The sequence below is a fragment of the Mucilaginibacter gotjawali genome, assembly GCF_002355435.1.
GTDB classification, from domain to species: Bacteria; Bacteroidota; Bacteroidia; order Sphingobacteriales; family Sphingobacteriaceae; genus Mucilaginibacter; species Mucilaginibacter gotjawali.
Window position 1 is genome coordinate 1,819,775 of the sequence record NZ_AP017313.1, and the last position, 17,176, is coordinate 1,836,950.

A 17,176-nucleotide genomic window follows, 5' to 3' on the forward strand; every position below is an offset into this window, starting at 1 on the left:
TTACCTATGCGGGGTGAATATTGAACTGATTTTATCTGTTTAAAACAGGTAAAGGTAAATAAAAAATTTCCGGATGGCTTACATATGATATATATTTTATAGCTTTAGTTAATATACTTCAAAATAAAAAAAATCCGAATAATACATAAAAATGAAGCAGTCATTTTGGTCGAAAATTATTGGGACACCTGTTGATTTCTCATTGGAGGCAAGGATATTTAATGCGATAACTTTCGTTTCAACCGTCACTCTTATTCTTACCCTTGCATTGAATTATATCCTGGGGATAGAACAATTAGCGGTGTTAATGCTGTTTGTTTTTTTTATTGCCGGAGTTTGTTACTACTACTCGAGGGTTAAGTTGAAGCTGAACGCCAGTGTTATCGTTTACATGACGGTGATCAATATACTGTTGATCGTTAACTTTAAATATAATTCAGGCATCAACGGACCCACGCTGTTAATTTTCATGCTTTCTTTTTTTCTGACGATCTCCATTGTTCCCCGCAAACAGTATTGGTTTTGGATAACCTTGAATGTAGTTATAGTTGGCATGCTTTTATTGATTGAATATTTGCAGCCACAATTAATAAGTTATACTTATGCCGATAAACAAAGCCGGTTTATTGATTTTTCATATACTTATGTATCTATCGTGCTTTTTATGTTTTTTGTAACCACAACCGTGAGGAAAAGCTATTTCGCGGAAAAGAAGCTGGTGGAAGAAAAAGCTGCTGAGCTTGCAGCAGCCAACGATACCAAAGATAAATTATTCTCAATTCTTGCACATGATCTTCGCTCGCCATTATCGTCGATCCAAAATTACCTCGAGATACTTTCGGAGTTTAAACTTGAAGAAAGTGAAAAAGAATCAATAAAAAAAGATCTGCTGAAGTCAACAATATATACCCAACAAATGCTGTCGAATTTGCTTTCGTGGAGCAAAACGCAAATGCACGGCGTAAAAGTAAACGGCGTAAAGGTGAACGTTAAAGATGTTTTGAAATCTACTTTCCAGATCCATCAAACAATAGCAGCTGAAAAAGGGATTCACCTTGCCAATCAATTAAAACCAGATGTATACATTATTGCCGATACAGATATGCTTCAATTGGTTGTCAGGAATTTGATAAGTAATGCCATTAAGTTTACGTCCCCGGGTGGTGAGATTATTATATTAAGCGATGTTGTTGATGACGAATGCCGTATCATGGTAAAGGATAATGGAATAGGCATCCCGTTTGAGGAACAGGCCAATATATTTTCGCTCAAGGTAAACTCGGTTTACGGAACTAAAAACGAAAAAGGAATTGGATTGGGCCTGGTACTATGTAAAGAATTTACTGAACTGCAAAACGGTAAAATAGGGTTTGAAAGCGACCCGGGCGTAGGGTCAGTATTTTATATAAGTTTTAAACTTTACCGCGATAATAATGGGAATGATATTCAGGGTGATGGCCGATTAATTAAGAAAGAAGTTGGGTCATGATTATACGCCGTGTGCAACATGCAGCCCGTACTGTATTTCGTTTTACATCCTTAAAAATAAACAGCCGTTGTTTATTGATAGAATAATATGGTCCGCCGGTCTTTTTTTTTAAATTCTTCGCATTTTTTTGATTTTTCCCGTGCTTCGCCCTAAATTCACCGCTGTTACGGGCCGGGGCTGGCGTCTTGTGGATGTGTACCTGTAAACATCAAATTGAACATCATGGCACAAAAAGTAATTACGGTAAATATTAATGTTTATGAGCAAACGGTTACCAACCGGCATTCAGCTTATGAAATAAGTTATGTAAACAAATACCTGGATGATGGTTGGGTAATTAAGGAGATCATCCACAGCGCCACCGCTGCTGCCAACTGGACAAATATCACGTTTGTGCTGGAGAAGTAGCGCTTTTTTTAGAAATCAGTAGAAATGCTGCCTGCGTTATCCGGGTTCGCGGTGCCGGGTTCGACCTGTTGATTCCAGGTGGGATTGCTTTTTCTATCTGCAGGGTTGTCTTGGGTTTTTAATAGGACATTTGGAAAAACGGGTAAAATGAACATAAACGGGAAGGTAATTGCACTCTCAGTAGTATTGTGTGTGTGTTTGATAATGAAACAACTGCCGTGCAGGGCGAAATATGTATCAAATAATGATCAGGATACTTCGGTTAATGTGCCTATAGGGGGCAATGCCTGGCGCTTGGATAAAGATACTATTGGGGGCAATATCAGCAATGCTGGCATAGTTAACTGGACTAACAAAAATGCCGTTTTTGTTACCTATGTAAGGTTTGCTAAAGCAGGGCGTTTTAAATTGTTCCTCAACCTTAAAGTCGCCGATGGAATGACGGCTTTAACGATATCAGCTTTAAACAAAACCCGGAACATCAGGGTAGAGGGTAGCTCCCTTACCGCTCATTATGCAGGAGAATGGATTGTAAATGATACAGGGTATGTGGCTATTAAAATAGCCGGGCGCAGTAAAACCGGCAGCATTTACGCTGACATAAGCAGCCTGGCGCTGACAGGGCCAAACATCAAAGAAAACACATCCTTTGTACGGGATAATGAAGGTGATTTTTTTTACTGGGGAAGGAGGGGTCCCTCCGTTCACCTTGGTTATGTAATTCCGGATAATAAGAATGCGGAATGGTTTTATAATGAAGTAACGGTACCGAAAAACAATGACGTTTTAGGATCTTATTTTATGGCCTGCGGCTTTGGTGAAGGGTATTTTGGGATGCAGGTAAATTCGCCGGCCGAAAGACATATTCTCTTTTCGGTATGGAGCCCTTTTAATACGGACGACCCTAAAAAAATACCGGATGATCAAAAAATTGTGATGGTAAAAAAGGGAGCCAATGTGCACACCGGTGAGTTTGGCAGTGAAGGTTCAGGTGGGCAAAGCTATATGCTATACAACTGGAAAGCGGGTAATACCTATAAGTTTTTAGTGAAGGCGAAACCCGACGGTAACGATCATACGGTTTATACCGCCTGGTTTTTTGCCCCTGAAGCGAATGAATGGCATTTGATCGCCAGCTTCAGCCGGCCGCAAACCAATACTTACTTAAAGCACCTGCATTCCTTTTTAGAAAATTTTGACCCTGAACAGGGAACTATCACCCGTAAAGTTTATTTTAACAATGAGTGGATAGCCGATGAAAACGGTAAATGGACGGAACTGAATAAGGCCCGGTTTACCGCTGATAATACGGGCGCCAAGGGGTACCGTATGGATTACTCTGGCGGGGTGGATGGGGGTGCTTTTTATCTTCAAAATTGTGGCTTCTTTAATAATTACACCACCAGGAATATTATTTTTGACAGGCTTTTATCCCGTAAAATGCCTGATGTAGCGCTGGATAAGCTACCCTGATATAGTCGTTTACCCCCAGATCGGACACTAAATGCAATTTGGCTGTCATCATTTTTAATTGTGACCACCATCATAGTTAAAGCGCCCGCTACCAGTAACTTTGTTTGTATTTACAAGCTATTTTATTGGATATGAAAACTGACTCGCTGCAAAAGGTACGGACACATTTAAGGGAGCTTGAAAAAAACATGCTGCTTGAAAGTGAAAAACGGGTATTGAAGTTAAAAGATATTGATCCGCAACAGCAACATTCTTTGCGAAACCTGATCCATTATTTAACCCTGAGAAGCGAAGATATCCGCGAATTGCAGGATGCGCTTCATATACACGGCCTTTCCTCCCTCGCCAGTTCCGAGAGCCATATCCACAGGCAATTACAATCCATATTGCAATGGCTGAAACAAGACTACCCGCCTGATGAACTGGACGAATGCAATTATGAATTTGGGACCCGTCAAATCGAAGAAAGAAGCAAGATCCTTTTTGGCGAAAAAAACGAAAATAGCACGCCATTCATTATGGTCACTTTTGATATTTCGTTTACCGAAGATTATGCCCTTATAAAAGCACTCCTGCAAAATGGGATGAATGTAGCCAGGATAAATTGTGCCCATGACGATGAAGCTACCTGGTCTGCCATGATTCATCAGCTTGAAAAGGCATGCCACGAAACCGGTTTGAATTGTAAGATATACATGGATATAGCCGGACCGAAGATCAGGACGCTGCTAATTAATAAGGGACATAAAAAGGGGAAGGTGAAAATCAAAGAAAACGAGTTGATCTGGCTTGCAGACCACCCCAAACACTTTGCTAAGGATGACATTGTAATCAACCCCAATATACCCGGAATCGTTTCGATGATAAAAAAGGGTGAACGGGTGTTTATTGATGACGGTATGATTGAAGGGGTAGTTGAGGCTATTGAAAAAAGAGGCGCTGCAGTTAGGATAGTGCGTATTTCTTCAGGTAAGTCGCAAATAAAGTCACACAAAGGCATTAATTTTCCTGACTCCGAAATTTCTGTTTCCCCGATCACCGATTTTGATAAAGCATGCCTGCCATTTATTTGCAAGTACGCTGATCTTGTGGGCTATTCATTTATCAGGAACGCAACTGACCTTGAAAATTTACAGTCTGCCTTAAATGAATTAGCTGCAAAGCCGCCGTACATCATCATGAAAATAGAAACGCCTGAATCTGTTAAAAATTTGCCTGCCTTGCTGATAGAAGGGATGCGGCAAAAAGCCTTTGGTGTAATGATAGCACGCGGCGACCTTGCCGTTGAAATAGGTTTTGAAAGAACCGGGGAGATCCAGGATGAAATATTATGGATCTGTGAGGCAGCACACGTCCCGGTAGTATGGGCAACCCAGGTGCTGGAAACGCTTAACAAAACAGGCATAGCCACCCGGTCAGAGATCACCGACGCGGCCCACGCCGTAATGGCAGAATGCGTGATGATCAATAAAGGAGAACATACTATAAAAGTAATAGAAACTTTGCGGAACGTATTGCACCGTATCGGCGGGCACCACATTAAAAAGCGTTTTACCTTTCGCCCTTTAGGTATCGCGCAAAAATTCATCAATGAAAAGTGACCGGTTTTAATCCGTAAGATGTCTTAGCTGGCCGCTCTTGCGCAATATGGGGCATTCATGGCGCCATCAGGCACGCATTTGCGCGCCCGCTACTTTAAAATGACCCTGGTAGCCCCATACCCGAACTTTTCTTTTTGCGCATCCATAAAGGTCTGAACTTTTGGATGCTTACCTAATATCCGGTGTATTTCGTTCCTTAACGTTCCGTTGCCGGCGCCGTGGATAAAAATAATTTCGTGCAATTGATGCACAATAGCCGCGTCGAGGGATTTATGAAAATGATCGAGTTGGATTTTCAATATTTCTGTACTGTTGATAAACTGGTAATCATTCCGCAGCTTTTCTATATGGAGGTCAACTTCCTTGCCCGGCTTGTCTAATACAGTATTTTCGTCCGACGATTTGAAAAAGCTTTCTTTCAGCTTTTGTGCATCAATAATTATTTCGGGTTCATCCAGTTGGATTAACCACCCCTGCTGTTTTAGCACAGGTAGCTGTTTTTTTGAGCCGGCGAAGTCTTTAGCCTTAAATTTTTCGTGAATTGCAAGCGGGGCAGGCGGTTCCACGTTTTGGGTAGTAAAAAAAGTGATGTTTAACGTAAACTTCGGCCATAGCTGCAGATCAGCCATTTGTGCCGAATAAATTTTTGCCGCAGTTTTTGGAGCGATGATACCGGCAAACTCGCCTTTAAATTTATTTTGTCCCGAGGAAGTTAAGGCAGCCAGCAATTGAAAAGAGGTATCATTCACCAATTGAAAATGCACCACTGAATTTGCTTTTGGATCATTCACAAAGCCTAAATACACTCCTTTGGCGCTAAATTCGCCGGTAAATTCCGGCTCATCAACTTTTGTCTCTTTAACCGACCCTGGCGGAACATAGCCATGTACCGTGGTTACTTTACTCGCCAGTACAGGAATTTCGAAATCATCCTCCCCGGTAACACCAATCATCTGTTCGTCAATGATCCGGGTAACAAAGCCCTCCATCTTCTCATCAACAAAACGCACAAAATCACCTAACTTATACTTCATGATCACAGATTTAACTGATTATTTGATTTCACTGATAAGTACGTCAGTGCCCGGAGATTCGAATTTATAAATAAAACATTTAAACTGTACTAAAATCAGTGAAATCGTAGCATCAGTAAAAATCAGTGATAAAAAAACCACCCGCCCAAAGGCAGGTGGCTACAAATTAGTTATTTAATACCCCTATTAAAATAACTGTTGCAAAGTAAAAAAATATTTATGGGAGTGCAAATAGTAAAATGATTTTTTTTGCAAACTTGTTGCAATTACTTTTTTGTAACCTAAAACCATTGAAAATAAAGGGGAAAGCATTTAAAAACCATGGACAATTACAGGTTGATGGGTGGTTTTTGAATAAATTATCTTTATTTTGTCCATAAATAACATCTTTAAAAATGCGAAAATCAATCATTCTATCCGCTTTTATGTGCCTTGTATTATGGCAGGTGCAGGCCCAGGAACTTTATATGCCACGCGATATAAAACGTGCTTATGAAAAGGGGACCCATGCTATGGATGGTAAGCCCGGTAAAAACTACTGGGAAAATCATGGGCACTATCATATTTCCATCACAGCCATGCCGCCCGACAGGACGGTGAAAGGGCATGAAGTGATCACTTATTTTAATAATAGCCCGGATACTTTAAAAAGGCTGAACATGAAGCTGATATTAAATATTCACAGGCCCGGTGTTGCACGCTTCAGCCCTGCCGGGGATGATTATTTAACGCCCGGCGTGCAAATTGATAATTTCCTGATCAACGGCACAAAAAAGGATTGGAACAATAAAACTATGGCGTCAACTAACCAAATGGTGGGCTTATTAAAACCACTGATGCCGCATGATTCCGTCAATCTTGATATTACATGGCATTTTGAAGTGTCAAAACAAAGCGGGCGCGAGGGTATGATAGATTCTACTACCTATTACCTGGCCTATTTTTACCCCAGGGTGTCGGTTTATGATGATTATAATGGATGGGACACCCTGCCATTTTTAGATGCACAGGAATTTTATAACGATTTTAACGACTATACCTTAAACGTAACCGTACCTAAAAATTATCTGGTTTGGGCAACCGGTACGCTGCAAAATCCTTCACAGGTATTGCAGCCCGAATATGAAAAAAGATTGCAGGAATCTTTTACCAGCGACTCCACAATTCACGTTGCCACAAAAGAAGACCTTGCAAAAAAGAATATAACCGCGCAAAATGAACAAAATACCTGGACGTGGAAAGCAACCAACGTTAGCGATATGGCTGTAGGCATAAGTGATCATTATGATTGGGATGCAGCAAGTACCGTTGTTGATGATGCCACAGGAAGGCGCGCAAGCATGCAATCGGCGTTTAATGACAGGTCTGCAGATTTTCATCACGCGGTGCAAGCCGGGCGCAACTCGTTGAGTTGGCTTTCGCACAACTGGCCGGGGGTTCCCTATCCTTTTCCTAAAATGACGTCGTTTGAAGGATTTGCGGATATGGAGTACCCGATGATGGTGAACGATAGTCATACCGATGATATACGGTTTGCGCAGTTCGTTCAGGATCATGAGATAGCTCACACCTTCTTCCCTTTTTATATGGGTATTAACGAAAGCCGTTATGCTTTTATGGATGAAGGCTGGGCAACTACCTTTGAAAGGCTGATCGGCGCTTCGGAGGTCGGCCAGGATAAGGCAGATAACCTGTATAAGCAATTTCGGATCAACCGCTGGATCCATGACCCGGCGACCGCTGAGGACCTGCCCATTATTACGCCATCAAGTGAGTTAAGGGGCGGTTATGGCAATAACTCTTACGGGAAACCGTCATTAAGCTATTTTGCCCTAAAAGATATGCTGGGCGACGAGCTTTTCAAAAAAGCGCTGCATACTTATATGGACAATTGGAACGGCAAACATCCAATACCCTGGGATTATTTTAACTCGATGAACAGCGGGTCGGGCCAGGATTTGAACTGGTTTTTTAATAACTGGTTTTTTAGCAATGATTACATCGACCTTGATTTGCAAAATGTTACAAAAACCCAGGCAGGCTATAACTTTGCTATAAAGAATATAGGTGGCTTTGCGGTTCCGTTTGACATTAAAGTAACTTATACTGATGGCACTACCGCCATTTTCCACCAAACGCCTGTGGTTTGGAAAAAGGATCAAAAGCAATTAAATCTGCTTGTTAAAACAAAGAAAGATATTAAATCGGCCATATTGGATGGTGGTATATTTATGGATGCTGACGAAAGCAATAATAAATGGACAGCTAAATAGAACGCCGTACAGGCCTGTTAGCAGCCAAAATTAAAACAAAAAACCCGGTCAAAAACCGGGTTTTTTGTTTTATTGGAATGAGCAATTACGAATTCTGGATGGCGCTATTTACCTCGTCCGAACCATTTTTTACCCTCGTTTTACCTTCATTAAATTTGCTTTGAGCTTGTTCTTTCAACTCGTCGGCTTTAGTGCGCGCGGTGTCCATTGCAAGATCTCTATATTCGTTCAAATCATTCACGGCATTGTTTAATTTTGTTTTAGCTTTATCATAAACACTACCGCTGTATTGTTTAATGTCCTTTGAGGCCGCCTGTGCTTTGTCTTTAGCTGCACCAACCAAATCATTAATATAATCGGCTATTCCATCGCGGATGTCTTCGCCTTTTTCGGGGGCCAGCAATAATCCTAATGCAGCACCCGCCGCTGCGCCAATTAAAAGCGCGGCTATAACCCTGGTTTGATCTTTCATCTTTTTTCTTTTTTTGATTTTAGTAGATATGTTAATGGTTACAAGAACAGTGCCAAGCACTCACTAATTTGCCATCGTATGCCGGCAGATTTTTTTTTTACTAATTTATAAATAAAATAAGCTGCGTTTCGGTACTAAAACATTTTCCCGGCAGTCACCGGCATATGAAGGATTGGGCATAAAAAAAGGCACCTGCTTTGAAGCAGGTGCCTGGTACGTTTAATGATTTAATTATATAATTAAATTACTTTTACATTTACCGCGTTTAAGCCTTTTCTGCCGTTTTCAACTTCAAATTCAACTTTGTCGTTTTCACGGATTTCATCGATAAGACCTGATGAATGAACAAATACGTCCTGGCCACCATTGCTTGGTGTAATAAAACCAAAACCTTTTGTTTCATTAAAAAATTTAACTGTTCCTTCTTTTTGCATTATTTTATTTATTAAAGGCCGCAAGGTAGGCATAATATTCGGGTTGGCAAGTATTTTTTTGGGAAGTCCGAAAGACCGGAAGTCGGAAAGTCCGAAAGAAGAAGAATGTACTTGCCCGAAATCCAGGGAAGCCATAACGTGTCGCCACTTGTTATATTACGTTTTGTTGGATAATCGCCATTGTTTGAACATCGCTAGTCATCTTTCGGACTTCCGGACTTTCCCGACTTTCGGACTCCCCCAAACAAAAAAGCCCTTCAGCTGATGCTAAACGGGCTTTTGCTAAAAACAAATTAATCGCACAGATCACTCCATCGCGTCTTCCTTAATTATTTAGCCACCTTTTTAATATTTTTCATGGGTTTTGCAGGGCCGCATTGTATAAAAGCAATACGATAGATTTACGATATGCGATACATTTCAGTTTTATTAAAAGTATTTTTATTTAAATGTACTTTTGCCCGGAATTGGAAATAGTATAATATTAATTGACGTAACAGTTTGTAATAAAATGAAGGCCTTTATATTCGACCTTAACGGTACCATGATCAATGATATGCCTTATCACACCAAAGCTTGGCAAAACCTGCTGAATTTTGAATTGGGTGGCAATTTTACATGGGAAGAGGTAAAGCCGCAGATGTATGGTAAAAACCCCGAGGTGCTGGTGAGGATGTTCGGCCCGGATCGTTTTACGATGGAAGAAATGAACAGGCTTTCGCTTGAAAAGGAAAAAAAATACCAGCAGGAATTTTTACCGCATCTTGAACTTTTGCCTGGCCTGCATGATTTTTTGGAGAGGGCCTACCAAAAAGGCATCCCGATGGCCATAGGGTCTGCTGCCATCCCTTTTAATATTGATTTTGTGCTGGATAATTTAAAGATCCGTCATTATTTTACAGCGATAGTAAGCGCCGATGACGTGGAGCTAAGCAAACCCCATCCCGAAACGTTTTTAAAGGCAGCAAATTTGCTGGATGTTGCACCGGAGGATTGCCTTGTATTTGAGGATGTTCCGAAAGGAGCCGAAGCCGCGGCCAATGCTGGTATGAAAGCTGTCATTATTACGACAACACACCTGCCACGTGAGTTTAAATACCTGCCAAATGTGCTGCATTTTGCAGAGGATTTTAACAATCAATTCATCAAAGGCTTGTTTTGATAGTGTTGTGTCAACCCTAAATTGATCTATCGCCAATCTACAAGTTTATTGGACGCAAAAAGCCCAAAAAAGGTTTACAAAAGGTTTACACATTTAAAGGTTCTGAATTTTTAAAGGTCTAATAATAAGCTATTTATGTGTTGGGATATTAAAATGGGGTTTACACTATTTTGCGTAATCACGACCCCGGTATTTCTAAGCTGTTCTGATAAAGCCTGAACGTTAATTTATAAGTGACGTGACAGTAGATGCAAATTACAACACAGGGTTTGAATAAACGCTCCCCACGCGGTCCCGTAAATTATATCCTGAGGCCATCACTTCACCATAAGCGCCTGCGGTACGTACGGCTATTAAATCACCCCTAAAGGATTGTTGTAGTTCAACATCCTTTTGGAAGCAATCTGTGCTTTCGCATATAGGCCCAACGATATCGTAGTGTACTGCCGGCTTCTCCGGTTCATTGCTTCCGGACTCCCGACTTAAATTTTCTATCTGGTGATATGCCTGGTAAAGCATCGGGCGGATCAATTCAGTCATACCCGCATCTAAGATCAGGAAATTCTTTTTCAACCCGTTTTTTACGTAAAGCACCCTTGAAATCAATGCCGAACATTGCGCAACCAAAGCGCGCCCGAGTTCAAAATGCACTTCCTGCCCGGGTTTTACATTTAAAAAGTTGCTGAAAACTTTAAAATAACTCTCAAAATCGCTGATGCTGTTGGTATCAGGGTTATGATAATCAACGCCCAGGCCACCGCCCGTATTTAATATCTTTACTTCGAAGCCATGGTCAACAAACCAATCCTGCATTTCGTTGATACGGGTGCACAGGCTTTTATATACTTCCATATCCGTGATCTGTGATCCGATATGAAAATGAATGCCTAAAAACTGCAGGTTAGGGCACTTGCGCAAGGCTTCGGCTACATCCGGCAATTGCCAGCTGTTAATGCCGAATTTATTTTCCTCGAGGCCGGTTGTTATAAAATGGTGCGTATGCGCGTCAACGTTCGGGTTGATGCGGATAGCGATACCAGCTTTTTTGTTTTTGGCTTTTGCCAGGTCGTTGATGATAAAAAGTTCCTGTACCGATTCAGCGTTGAAACAAAAAATGTCTGCATCCAAAGCGGCATTAATCTCTTTATCAGATTTGCCTACGCCTGCAAAAACGATCTTTTCTTTACCAAAGCCGTGTTCAACAGCAGCTTTAACTTCGTTCCCGCTCACGCAATCAGCTCCAAAACCATAGGATTGGATGGTGTCCAACACCTTAGGATTAAAATTAGCCTTCATGGCATAATGTACATGAAAGCCGTATTTGGACGACGCAGTGCGGCAGGCCTCTAATGTTTTACTCAAAACATTAAGGTCGTAGTAATAAAACGGTGTTTCTAATTGTTCGAAACGGGTTATGGTATTTTTGTTGAACATCTGGCCCCCTCTAAATCTCCCCCTGTAGGGGAGACTTTAAAATTTTTATTGTAATGAACTTGAATCTGTCTTTTGCTTGTTCCCCCTTGCTAAAAAAGTTTTGCAACTGAAAAGTTCCAAAAGTCTCCCCCTCCGGGGGGAGATTTAGAGGGGGCTCGTTGCTAAAACAGCCTGTTATGTAAACTCCTTAATACTTCAGTTTTATCAGCGGTATGGATCAGTAACGACATATTGTGATCGCTGCCGCCATAGGAGATCATCCTGATGGGGATATGTTTTACAGCTTCCAGTACCCGCGCTGCATAACCGTGTTTTTCTGCGCCGAAATCGCCTACCACACAAATTATCGTCTGGTCCTTATCTGTTTCCACCGTGCCGAAAGCTTGTAATTCATTAATGATATCTTCCAGGTTTGTGGTATCGTCGATGGTTAAAGATACTGCTACTTCCGAAGTAGTGATCATATCAATAGCTGTCTTATACCGCTCAAAAACCTCGAATACCTTGCGTAAAAAACCATGGGCCAGCAGCATGCGGCTTGATTGTATTTTGATAGCCGTAATGCCGTCTTTCGCTGCGATTGATTTGATCCTGTCTTTTTCGCTGGTATTGGTGATCAGTGTTCCCGGTGCTTTCGGATCCATCGTATTCAGCAAACGTACCGGGATCTTATACTTTTGAGCCGGGAACACGCTTTGCGGGTGCAATATTTTCGCGCCGAAATAAGCTAATTCCGCCGCTTCATCAAATGACAGTTGAGCAATTGGTTTGGTGCCTTTTACAATCCGCGGGTCGTTATTGTGCATGCCGTCAATATCGGTCCAGATCTGCACTTCTTCGCTGCGGATGCCTGCGCCAATTAACGATGCGGTGTAGTCGCTGCCGCCACGGCGCAGGTTATCAATCTCGCCAAAACTATTGCGGCAAATATATCCCTGGGTGATAAACAAATTATTATCAGGGTGTTGGTTAAGCAATGGGGTTAGATGTTCGGAGATATAATCCACAATGGGTTCATTATCCTCGTCTATCTTCATAAAATCAAGCGCAGGTAATAATACCGATGGCACGCCGGTCTCTTTCAGGTAAACATGGTATAAAGTGGTTGAAAGTAATTCTCCCTGTGCCAGGATGATCTTATCTTCAACAGTAGTAAACAGGTCGTTAGCCAGGTTACTTAATAACAAAAAGTGATAATCAATAACTTCCTTGCCTTGTTCCAAATATTCAGGTGTGGCAAATAATTCCTTTATAAAAACTTCGTACTTATCTTTCAAAACCTTTATCAGGTTGATAGCCTTTGTCTTATCGCCGGCAAGGTACGCTTGTCCAATTTCAACCAAACTATTTGTCGTGCCCGATACGGCCGATAATACTACGATCTGCCTTTGGGCGGGGTCAATAATATCCAGCAGTTTTTTCATCCTTTCGGGGCTTCCTACGGATGTTCCGCCAAATTTTAAAACTTTCATTATTCCTTTCTTTATACCATAAATGATTGATATTCTTGTATCAATTTTGAGGGGCTAAAAATAGGGTTTTATACTGCTTTTAGCTAATAATGGGCGAAATTTAATTTGGAAAGGCGCACTTAAAGGTGGTTTTTGCCAAATATTATTAGACTGGATATAAAAGCGTTGCCTAAAAACAGCACTTAATGCTTAAAAAAACCTTTCAAAATGGAAAAAGCTTCCATTTTGAAGTAAATTGAGACGATATATGAATATTTTCACCAGGACAGGCCTTGTTTTTGACTATATGCATGATAATATCCATAGGGTAGTAAAAGGTATTCCGCGTTTAAAGCGTTCTCAAATCAACCCCCACCTGATGCTGGGCAGCCAGTATAATTTATGGGGACTAAAAAAATTGAAGGCCCTTGGTGTAACAGCAATAGTGAATATGCGCATGCATAACGATTATAGCGATGCCGACCATGAAGGGATAAAATACCTGCACCTGCCAACTGTTGATAATACCCCGCCGCCCCTGAGTGTTTTGATAAAAGGAGCAGAATTTATTGATGCCGAAATAAAAAGTGGTGGTTTGGTTTATGTGCACTGCAGGCAGGGGTTGGGTAGGGGGCCTACCATGGCCATGGCTTACCTGATAAAAACAGGTTTGACTTATGAAGAAGCCTATGAAACCATCAGAAAAGTAAGGATATTTATCAACCCGCAGCGCAGCCAGGTGAAAATACTGAAAGAGCTGGAAGAGTATTATAAGGAAAAATAGCAATAATCTCCGTAGCGATAGGTTTTAAACCTTGAGTGTTCGAAACAAAAAACAATTGCAGTTATCCTCTTTTCTGCCTGCAAAAGAGAGGCTCGTCGACCAGCGAAGCGTAGTCGGGGTGAGTTAACCCAGGCGGACATTACCGCCAATGCATGGCGGCGAGTTTACTCACCCCGGATTCGCTTCGCTCTCCGACCCTCTCTACGGCAAGCCGTAAAGAGGGTGAAAAAAAGTATTTCGAACACTCAAGGTTTCAAACCCATCGCTACTATGGGAACAATCATAGTAGCAACAATGCCATCAACCAAACCCGAAACCATCGACTGGATCAGCAATTTAAGGCTCATTGCTTTATATGCAGTGATCATATTGCATTGTTCATCGCCCTTGCTGATGCAGTATGGGAAAGTTCCGGCGGCAGACTGGTGGGCAGCTGATTTTTTAAATGCGCTTACCCGTTTTGGAGTGCCTGCATTTGTGATGATCACCGGCGCTTTGTTACTTCCGCGTGAATATGAGATCGGCAGTTTTTTAAAGAAAAGATTAAGCAGGGTAGTGGTGCCCTTTTTGTTCTGGAGCCTGGTTTACGTTTGGTATTCCTGGTATAACGAGGAAATTACTTTCGGGGCAGATGCCTGGGCCAATATCAGGCAAGTGCTGCATTTGCTTAAAACCGGCAGCTCCTACCATTTATGGTATGTGTATATGCTCATAGGGCTGTATTTTTTTATCCCGGTTATCGGCAAGTTTGTACGCAATGCTTCCGAAAAGGAAATTATTTATTTCCTGGTAGTTTGGTTTGGTGTGATGCTTATCACGCAGCCTTATTTTATGCGTTACAATCCTTCGGTTGATATGCATTACTTTGCAGGCTTTGCCGGATACCTGGTGTTGGGTTATTACCTTGCCAATAAGGATTTTAATATAAAATACCTGCGCTTTTGGATGTTCCTGTTGTTTTTATTCAGTGTTGGGTTGATCGCTATTGGAAGCAGGCTGCTGATTGCCTACCCAATATACCCCGGAACAATGCTTTATGAACCCGTTAACCCGGCTGTTTTATTGCTGGCCATCAGCGCTTTTATGTTGGCAAAACTGACAGTTCCAAAAGTATCTCCCGCTATTACCCGGGCCCGCGATTTTGCCGGTAAGTTTAATTATGGCATCTACCTGGCCCACGCGCTGGTTTTGTACTTCCTGGATGATCTTTTTGGTATCGGTTACAAGCTGGGCATACCCATTCTAAGTATCCCATTAACGGCCCTGATCTGTTTTATGATATCCCTGCTATTGGTGTGGATCATCAATAAAATACCGTTCGGGAAATGGGTTTCCGGATAGTGATTTCATCGGCAATAAAAACCTATCATAATTCATGATTTTTTTTAGAGATTTGTCCTCCTGCAAACAAGGTATTTGTCCTGATGAAAAAACTCACTGAAAAAAACGCCGCATCCTTTACCATCGTCCTCATCATCGTCACCTTTGTGCTGCGCTGCTTTATTGCAGCCTACACAGGTTTGGGTAATGGCGAATCCTATTATTTCAGGGGGGCGCTTCAATTAAACATGAGTTATTTTGATCAGCCGCCCTTGTTTTTTTGGTTAGGCGCATTAAGCATTAAACTTTTTGGGTTAACAAACTTCGGCATCAGGTTCGCATCCGTATTGCTTTTTGCAGGTACAAGCTGGCTCATGTTTTTAATCACCAGGAAACTGTTCAACGCCAAATCTGGCTTTTGGGCCGTGGTGGTAATGAATTTAAGCGCCTTGTTTACTATCGCAATCGCTTCCTGGTACCAGCCTGACGCGCCGCTGATGTTTTTCTGGCTGCTGGCTACCTATTTTATTGTGCAGCTAATGGTGGGCCGCGGATCTGAAAATTCCGAAGCCACGCGCAACAGCCGCCGTACCTGGCTGCTATGGTTAGCTGTTGGCATTAGCATGGGCCTGGCAACACTCAGCAAATATCACGTGCTGTTTTTATTTGCAGGGGTTTTTATGTACATCGCCACCAATAAAAATCAACGTCACTGGTTGCGGCATCCCGGCCCGTATGTGGCAATAATAATAACACTGTTAATGGCGTCGCCTATTATTTGGTGGAATTATAACAATAACTGGGTTTCATTTGTGTTTCAGGGTTCGAGGGCAGGCGCAAGCGGAAAATTCCAATTGCATCCCGATTGGTTTGGCCGCAGTATTTTAGGGCAATGTGCGTTTTTGCTGCCCTGGATCTGGTTCCCCACCATCAGGCAACTTTTTATCTCTTATAAACTCCGCAAGCAGTTGCAGGTTTATAGTTTTACCTTTTGGATGGCAATATTGCCCATTGTTTTTTTTACGGTGGTTACTTTGTGGTCCGATCTTCAATTCCACTTTCACTGGCAGGCGCCTGGTTATATGATGTTGTTTATTCCGCTCGGCTTTGCCATCGATAAAAGCCTGAATATACCCGCAAAACGATTATTAACGCGCCGCTGGCTTAACTTTTCTATTTATTTTACGGTAATTACTATTGGCGTTTTGGGCACCCATTGGGTGACAGGTTTTTGGTCGGCCTACGGGCCGAAGGCCGTAGTTCATTTTTTCCACGGCGACAATCTTGACCCCACCATCCAGGGCGTTGATTATACTGATATCCAAACCCGTTTTGAAAAGGAAGGCTGGCTAAATAACCCTAATATATTTACCGGCAGTACCCGCTGGTGGTTAACCGGTAAAATCGACTGGGCGCTTAAAGGCAAAAAGGATATCATCGTGTTTGATCCGGATCCCCGTAACCTGGCTTTTTTGGTCGACCCAAAGACCCTCGTTGGCAAAGATTGCATCATCATTGGCGATCATCATGAACCTTTTATCAATATGAACGTGAAGCCATTTTTTGATAGTGTGACCCAATTGCCTGATGTACAGATTATCCGTAACGGACCCGAATACACACTGCAGGTTTACTATTGCAAAAACTTTCACAAATCTGCCGAACCAAGGATGGACCTGCCTTTATACCGGCAATTGATTGGGTTGCCGCCATTTGGTAAATAAAGTTGACACGAATGTGCACGAATGGATTCGAATATTCGCGAATGTAAATAGCACGAATTACACGAATGGGTTCGAATTATTACGAATAGGGAAATGTCTTATTCGGGTTTGAAAGCA

Annotated in this window: 14 protein-coding genes; 9 read left to right on the plus strand and 5 right to left on the minus strand. The window is 41.9% G+C overall.

Annotated features, from left to right (window positions below):
* Positions 1-151: 151 nt before the first annotated feature.
* From MgSA37_RS08430 to MgSA37_RS08445, 4 genes are all read left to right on the plus strand, one after another.
* Entirely contained in the window at positions 152-1,489 is a 1,338-nt protein-coding gene (locus tag MgSA37_RS08430; RefSeq protein WP_096351183.1) for a sensor histidine kinase, read from the plus strand.
* Positions 1,490-1,711: 222 nt separating this feature from the next.
* Complete coding sequence (locus MgSA37_RS08435) at positions 1,712-1,897, plus strand: hypothetical protein (RefSeq protein ID WP_096351185.1); 186 nt, start codon at positions 1,712-1,714, stop codon at positions 1,895-1,897.
* A gap of 204 nt (positions 1,898-2,101) precedes the next feature.
* Positions 2,102-3,370: a DUF3472 domain-containing protein gene (locus tag MgSA37_RS08440; protein ID WP_096351187.1), complete on the plus strand. Its 1,269-nt coding sequence runs from the start codon at positions 2,102-2,104 to the stop codon at positions 3,368-3,370.
* Positions 3,371-3,501: 131 nt separating this feature from the next.
* Entirely contained in the window at positions 3,502-4,971 is a 1,470-nt protein-coding gene (locus MgSA37_RS08445; protein WP_096351189.1) for a pyruvate kinase, read from the plus strand.
* Between the two features lie 89 nt (positions 4,972-5,060).
* Here MgSA37_RS08445 and MgSA37_RS08450 read toward each other — a convergent pair whose 3' ends face one another.
* Positions 5,061-6,005 (minus strand): Smr/MutS family protein, encoded by a 945-nt coding sequence (locus MgSA37_RS08450; protein WP_096351190.1) that lies wholly within the window; start codon positions 6,003-6,005, stop codon positions 5,061-5,063.
* A gap of 395 nt (positions 6,006-6,400) precedes the next feature.
* Between MgSA37_RS08450 and MgSA37_RS08455 the strand changes: the two genes are divergently transcribed.
* Positions 6,401-8,278, plus strand: coding sequence for a M1 family metallopeptidase (locus MgSA37_RS08455; protein WP_096351192.1), 1,878 nt, complete (start codon positions 6,401-6,403; stop codon positions 8,276-8,278).
* Positions 8,279-8,363: 85 nt separating this feature from the next.
* On the opposite strand, the gene MgSA37_RS08460 is transcribed toward MgSA37_RS08455, so the two are convergent.
* Together MgSA37_RS08460 and MgSA37_RS08465 are read right to left on the minus strand one after the other, a co-directional pair.
* Complete coding sequence (locus MgSA37_RS08460) at positions 8,364-8,750, minus strand: YtxH domain-containing protein (RefSeq protein WP_096351193.1); 387 nt, start codon at positions 8,748-8,750, stop codon at positions 8,364-8,366.
* Between the two features lie 239 nt (positions 8,751-8,989).
* Positions 8,990-9,184, minus strand: a complete 195-nt coding sequence (locus tag MgSA37_RS08465; protein ID WP_096357342.1) for a cold-shock protein — start codon at positions 9,182-9,184, stop codon at positions 8,990-8,992.
* A gap of 511 nt (positions 9,185-9,695) precedes the next feature.
* Between MgSA37_RS08465 and MgSA37_RS08470 the strand changes: the two genes are divergently transcribed.
* Positions 9,696-10,346 (plus strand): HAD family hydrolase, encoded by a 651-nt coding sequence (locus MgSA37_RS08470; protein WP_096351195.1) that lies wholly within the window; start codon positions 9,696-9,698, stop codon positions 10,344-10,346.
* Positions 10,347-10,601: 255 nt separating this feature from the next.
* Here the strand turns inward: MgSA37_RS08470 and lysA are convergent, their stop codons facing one another.
* Entirely contained in the window at positions 10,602-11,780 is a 1,179-nt protein-coding gene (gene lysA / locus MgSA37_RS08475; RefSeq protein ID WP_096351196.1) for a diaminopimelate decarboxylase, read from the minus strand.
* A 161-nt stretch (positions 11,781-11,941) separates the two neighbouring features.
* Entirely contained in the window at positions 11,942-13,252 is a 1,311-nt protein-coding gene (locus MgSA37_RS08480; protein ID WP_096351198.1) for an aspartate kinase, read from the minus strand.
* A 247-nt stretch (positions 13,253-13,499) separates the two neighbouring features.
* Between MgSA37_RS08480 and MgSA37_RS08485 the strand changes: the two genes are divergently transcribed.
* From MgSA37_RS08485 to MgSA37_RS08495, 3 genes are all read left to right on the plus strand, one after another.
* Positions 13,500-14,015 carry a protein-tyrosine phosphatase family protein gene (locus tag MgSA37_RS08485; RefSeq protein ID WP_096351199.1) on the plus strand — a complete coding sequence of 172 codons (516 nt, stop codon included), beginning with the start codon at positions 13,500-13,502 and terminating at the stop codon, positions 14,013-14,015.
* Between the two features lie 270 nt (positions 14,016-14,285).
* Complete coding sequence (locus tag MgSA37_RS08490; protein WP_096351201.1) at positions 14,286-15,356, plus strand: acyltransferase; 1,071 nt, start codon at positions 14,286-14,288, stop codon at positions 15,354-15,356.
* An 83-nt stretch (positions 15,357-15,439) separates the two neighbouring features.
* Positions 15,440-17,059 carry an ArnT family glycosyltransferase gene (locus MgSA37_RS08495; protein WP_096351202.1) on the plus strand — a complete coding sequence of 540 codons (1,620 nt, stop codon included), beginning with the start codon at positions 15,440-15,442 and terminating at the stop codon, positions 17,057-17,059.
* Positions 17,060-17,176: the final 117 nt, after the last annotated feature.

Bases quoted from the DNA above. Each gene is read 5' to 3' on its own strand.
- MgSA37_RS08430 (WP_096351183.1), top strand. From the start codon at position 152: ATGAAGCAGTCATTTTGGTCGAAAATTATTGGGACACCTGTTGATTTC.
- MgSA37_RS08435 (WP_096351185.1), top strand. From the start codon at position 1,712: ATGGCACAAAAAGTAATTACGGTAAATATTAATGTTTATGAGCAAACG.
- MgSA37_RS08440 (WP_096351187.1), top strand. From the start codon at position 2,102: ATGAAACAACTGCCGTGCAGGGCGAAATATGTATCAAATAATGATCAG.
- MgSA37_RS08445 (WP_096351189.1), top strand. From the start codon at position 3,502: ATGAAAACTGACTCGCTGCAAAAGGTACGGACACATTTAAGGGAGCTT.
- MgSA37_RS08450 (WP_096351190.1), bottom strand. From the start codon at position 6,005: ATGAAGTATAAGTTAGGTGATTTTGTGCGTTTTGTTGATGAGAAGATG.
- MgSA37_RS08455 (WP_096351192.1), top strand. From the start codon at position 6,401: ATGCGAAAATCAATCATTCTATCCGCTTTTATGTGCCTTGTATTATGG.
- MgSA37_RS08460 (WP_096351193.1), bottom strand. From the start codon at position 8,750: ATGAAAGATCAAACCAGGGTTATAGCCGCGCTTTTAATTGGCGCAGCG.
- MgSA37_RS08465 (WP_096357342.1), bottom strand. From the start codon at position 9,184: ATGCAAAAAGAAGGAACAGTTAAATTTTTTAATGAAACAAAAGGTTTT.
- MgSA37_RS08470 (WP_096351195.1), top strand. From the start codon at position 9,696: ATGAAGGCCTTTATATTCGACCTTAACGGTACCATGATCAATGATATG.
- lysA (WP_096351196.1), bottom strand. From the start codon at position 11,780: ATGTTCAACAAAAATACCATAACCCGTTTCGAACAATTAGAAACACCG.
- MgSA37_RS08480 (WP_096351198.1), bottom strand. From the start codon at position 13,252: ATGAAAGTTTTAAAATTTGGCGGAACATCCGTAGGAAGCCCCGAAAGG.
- MgSA37_RS08485 (WP_096351199.1), top strand. From the start codon at position 13,500: ATGAATATTTTCACCAGGACAGGCCTTGTTTTTGACTATATGCATGAT.
- MgSA37_RS08490 (WP_096351201.1), top strand. From the start codon at position 14,286: ATGGGAACAATCATAGTAGCAACAATGCCATCAACCAAACCCGAAACC.
- MgSA37_RS08495 (WP_096351202.1), top strand. From the start codon at position 15,440: ATGAAAAAACTCACTGAAAAAAACGCCGCATCCTTTACCATCGTCCTC.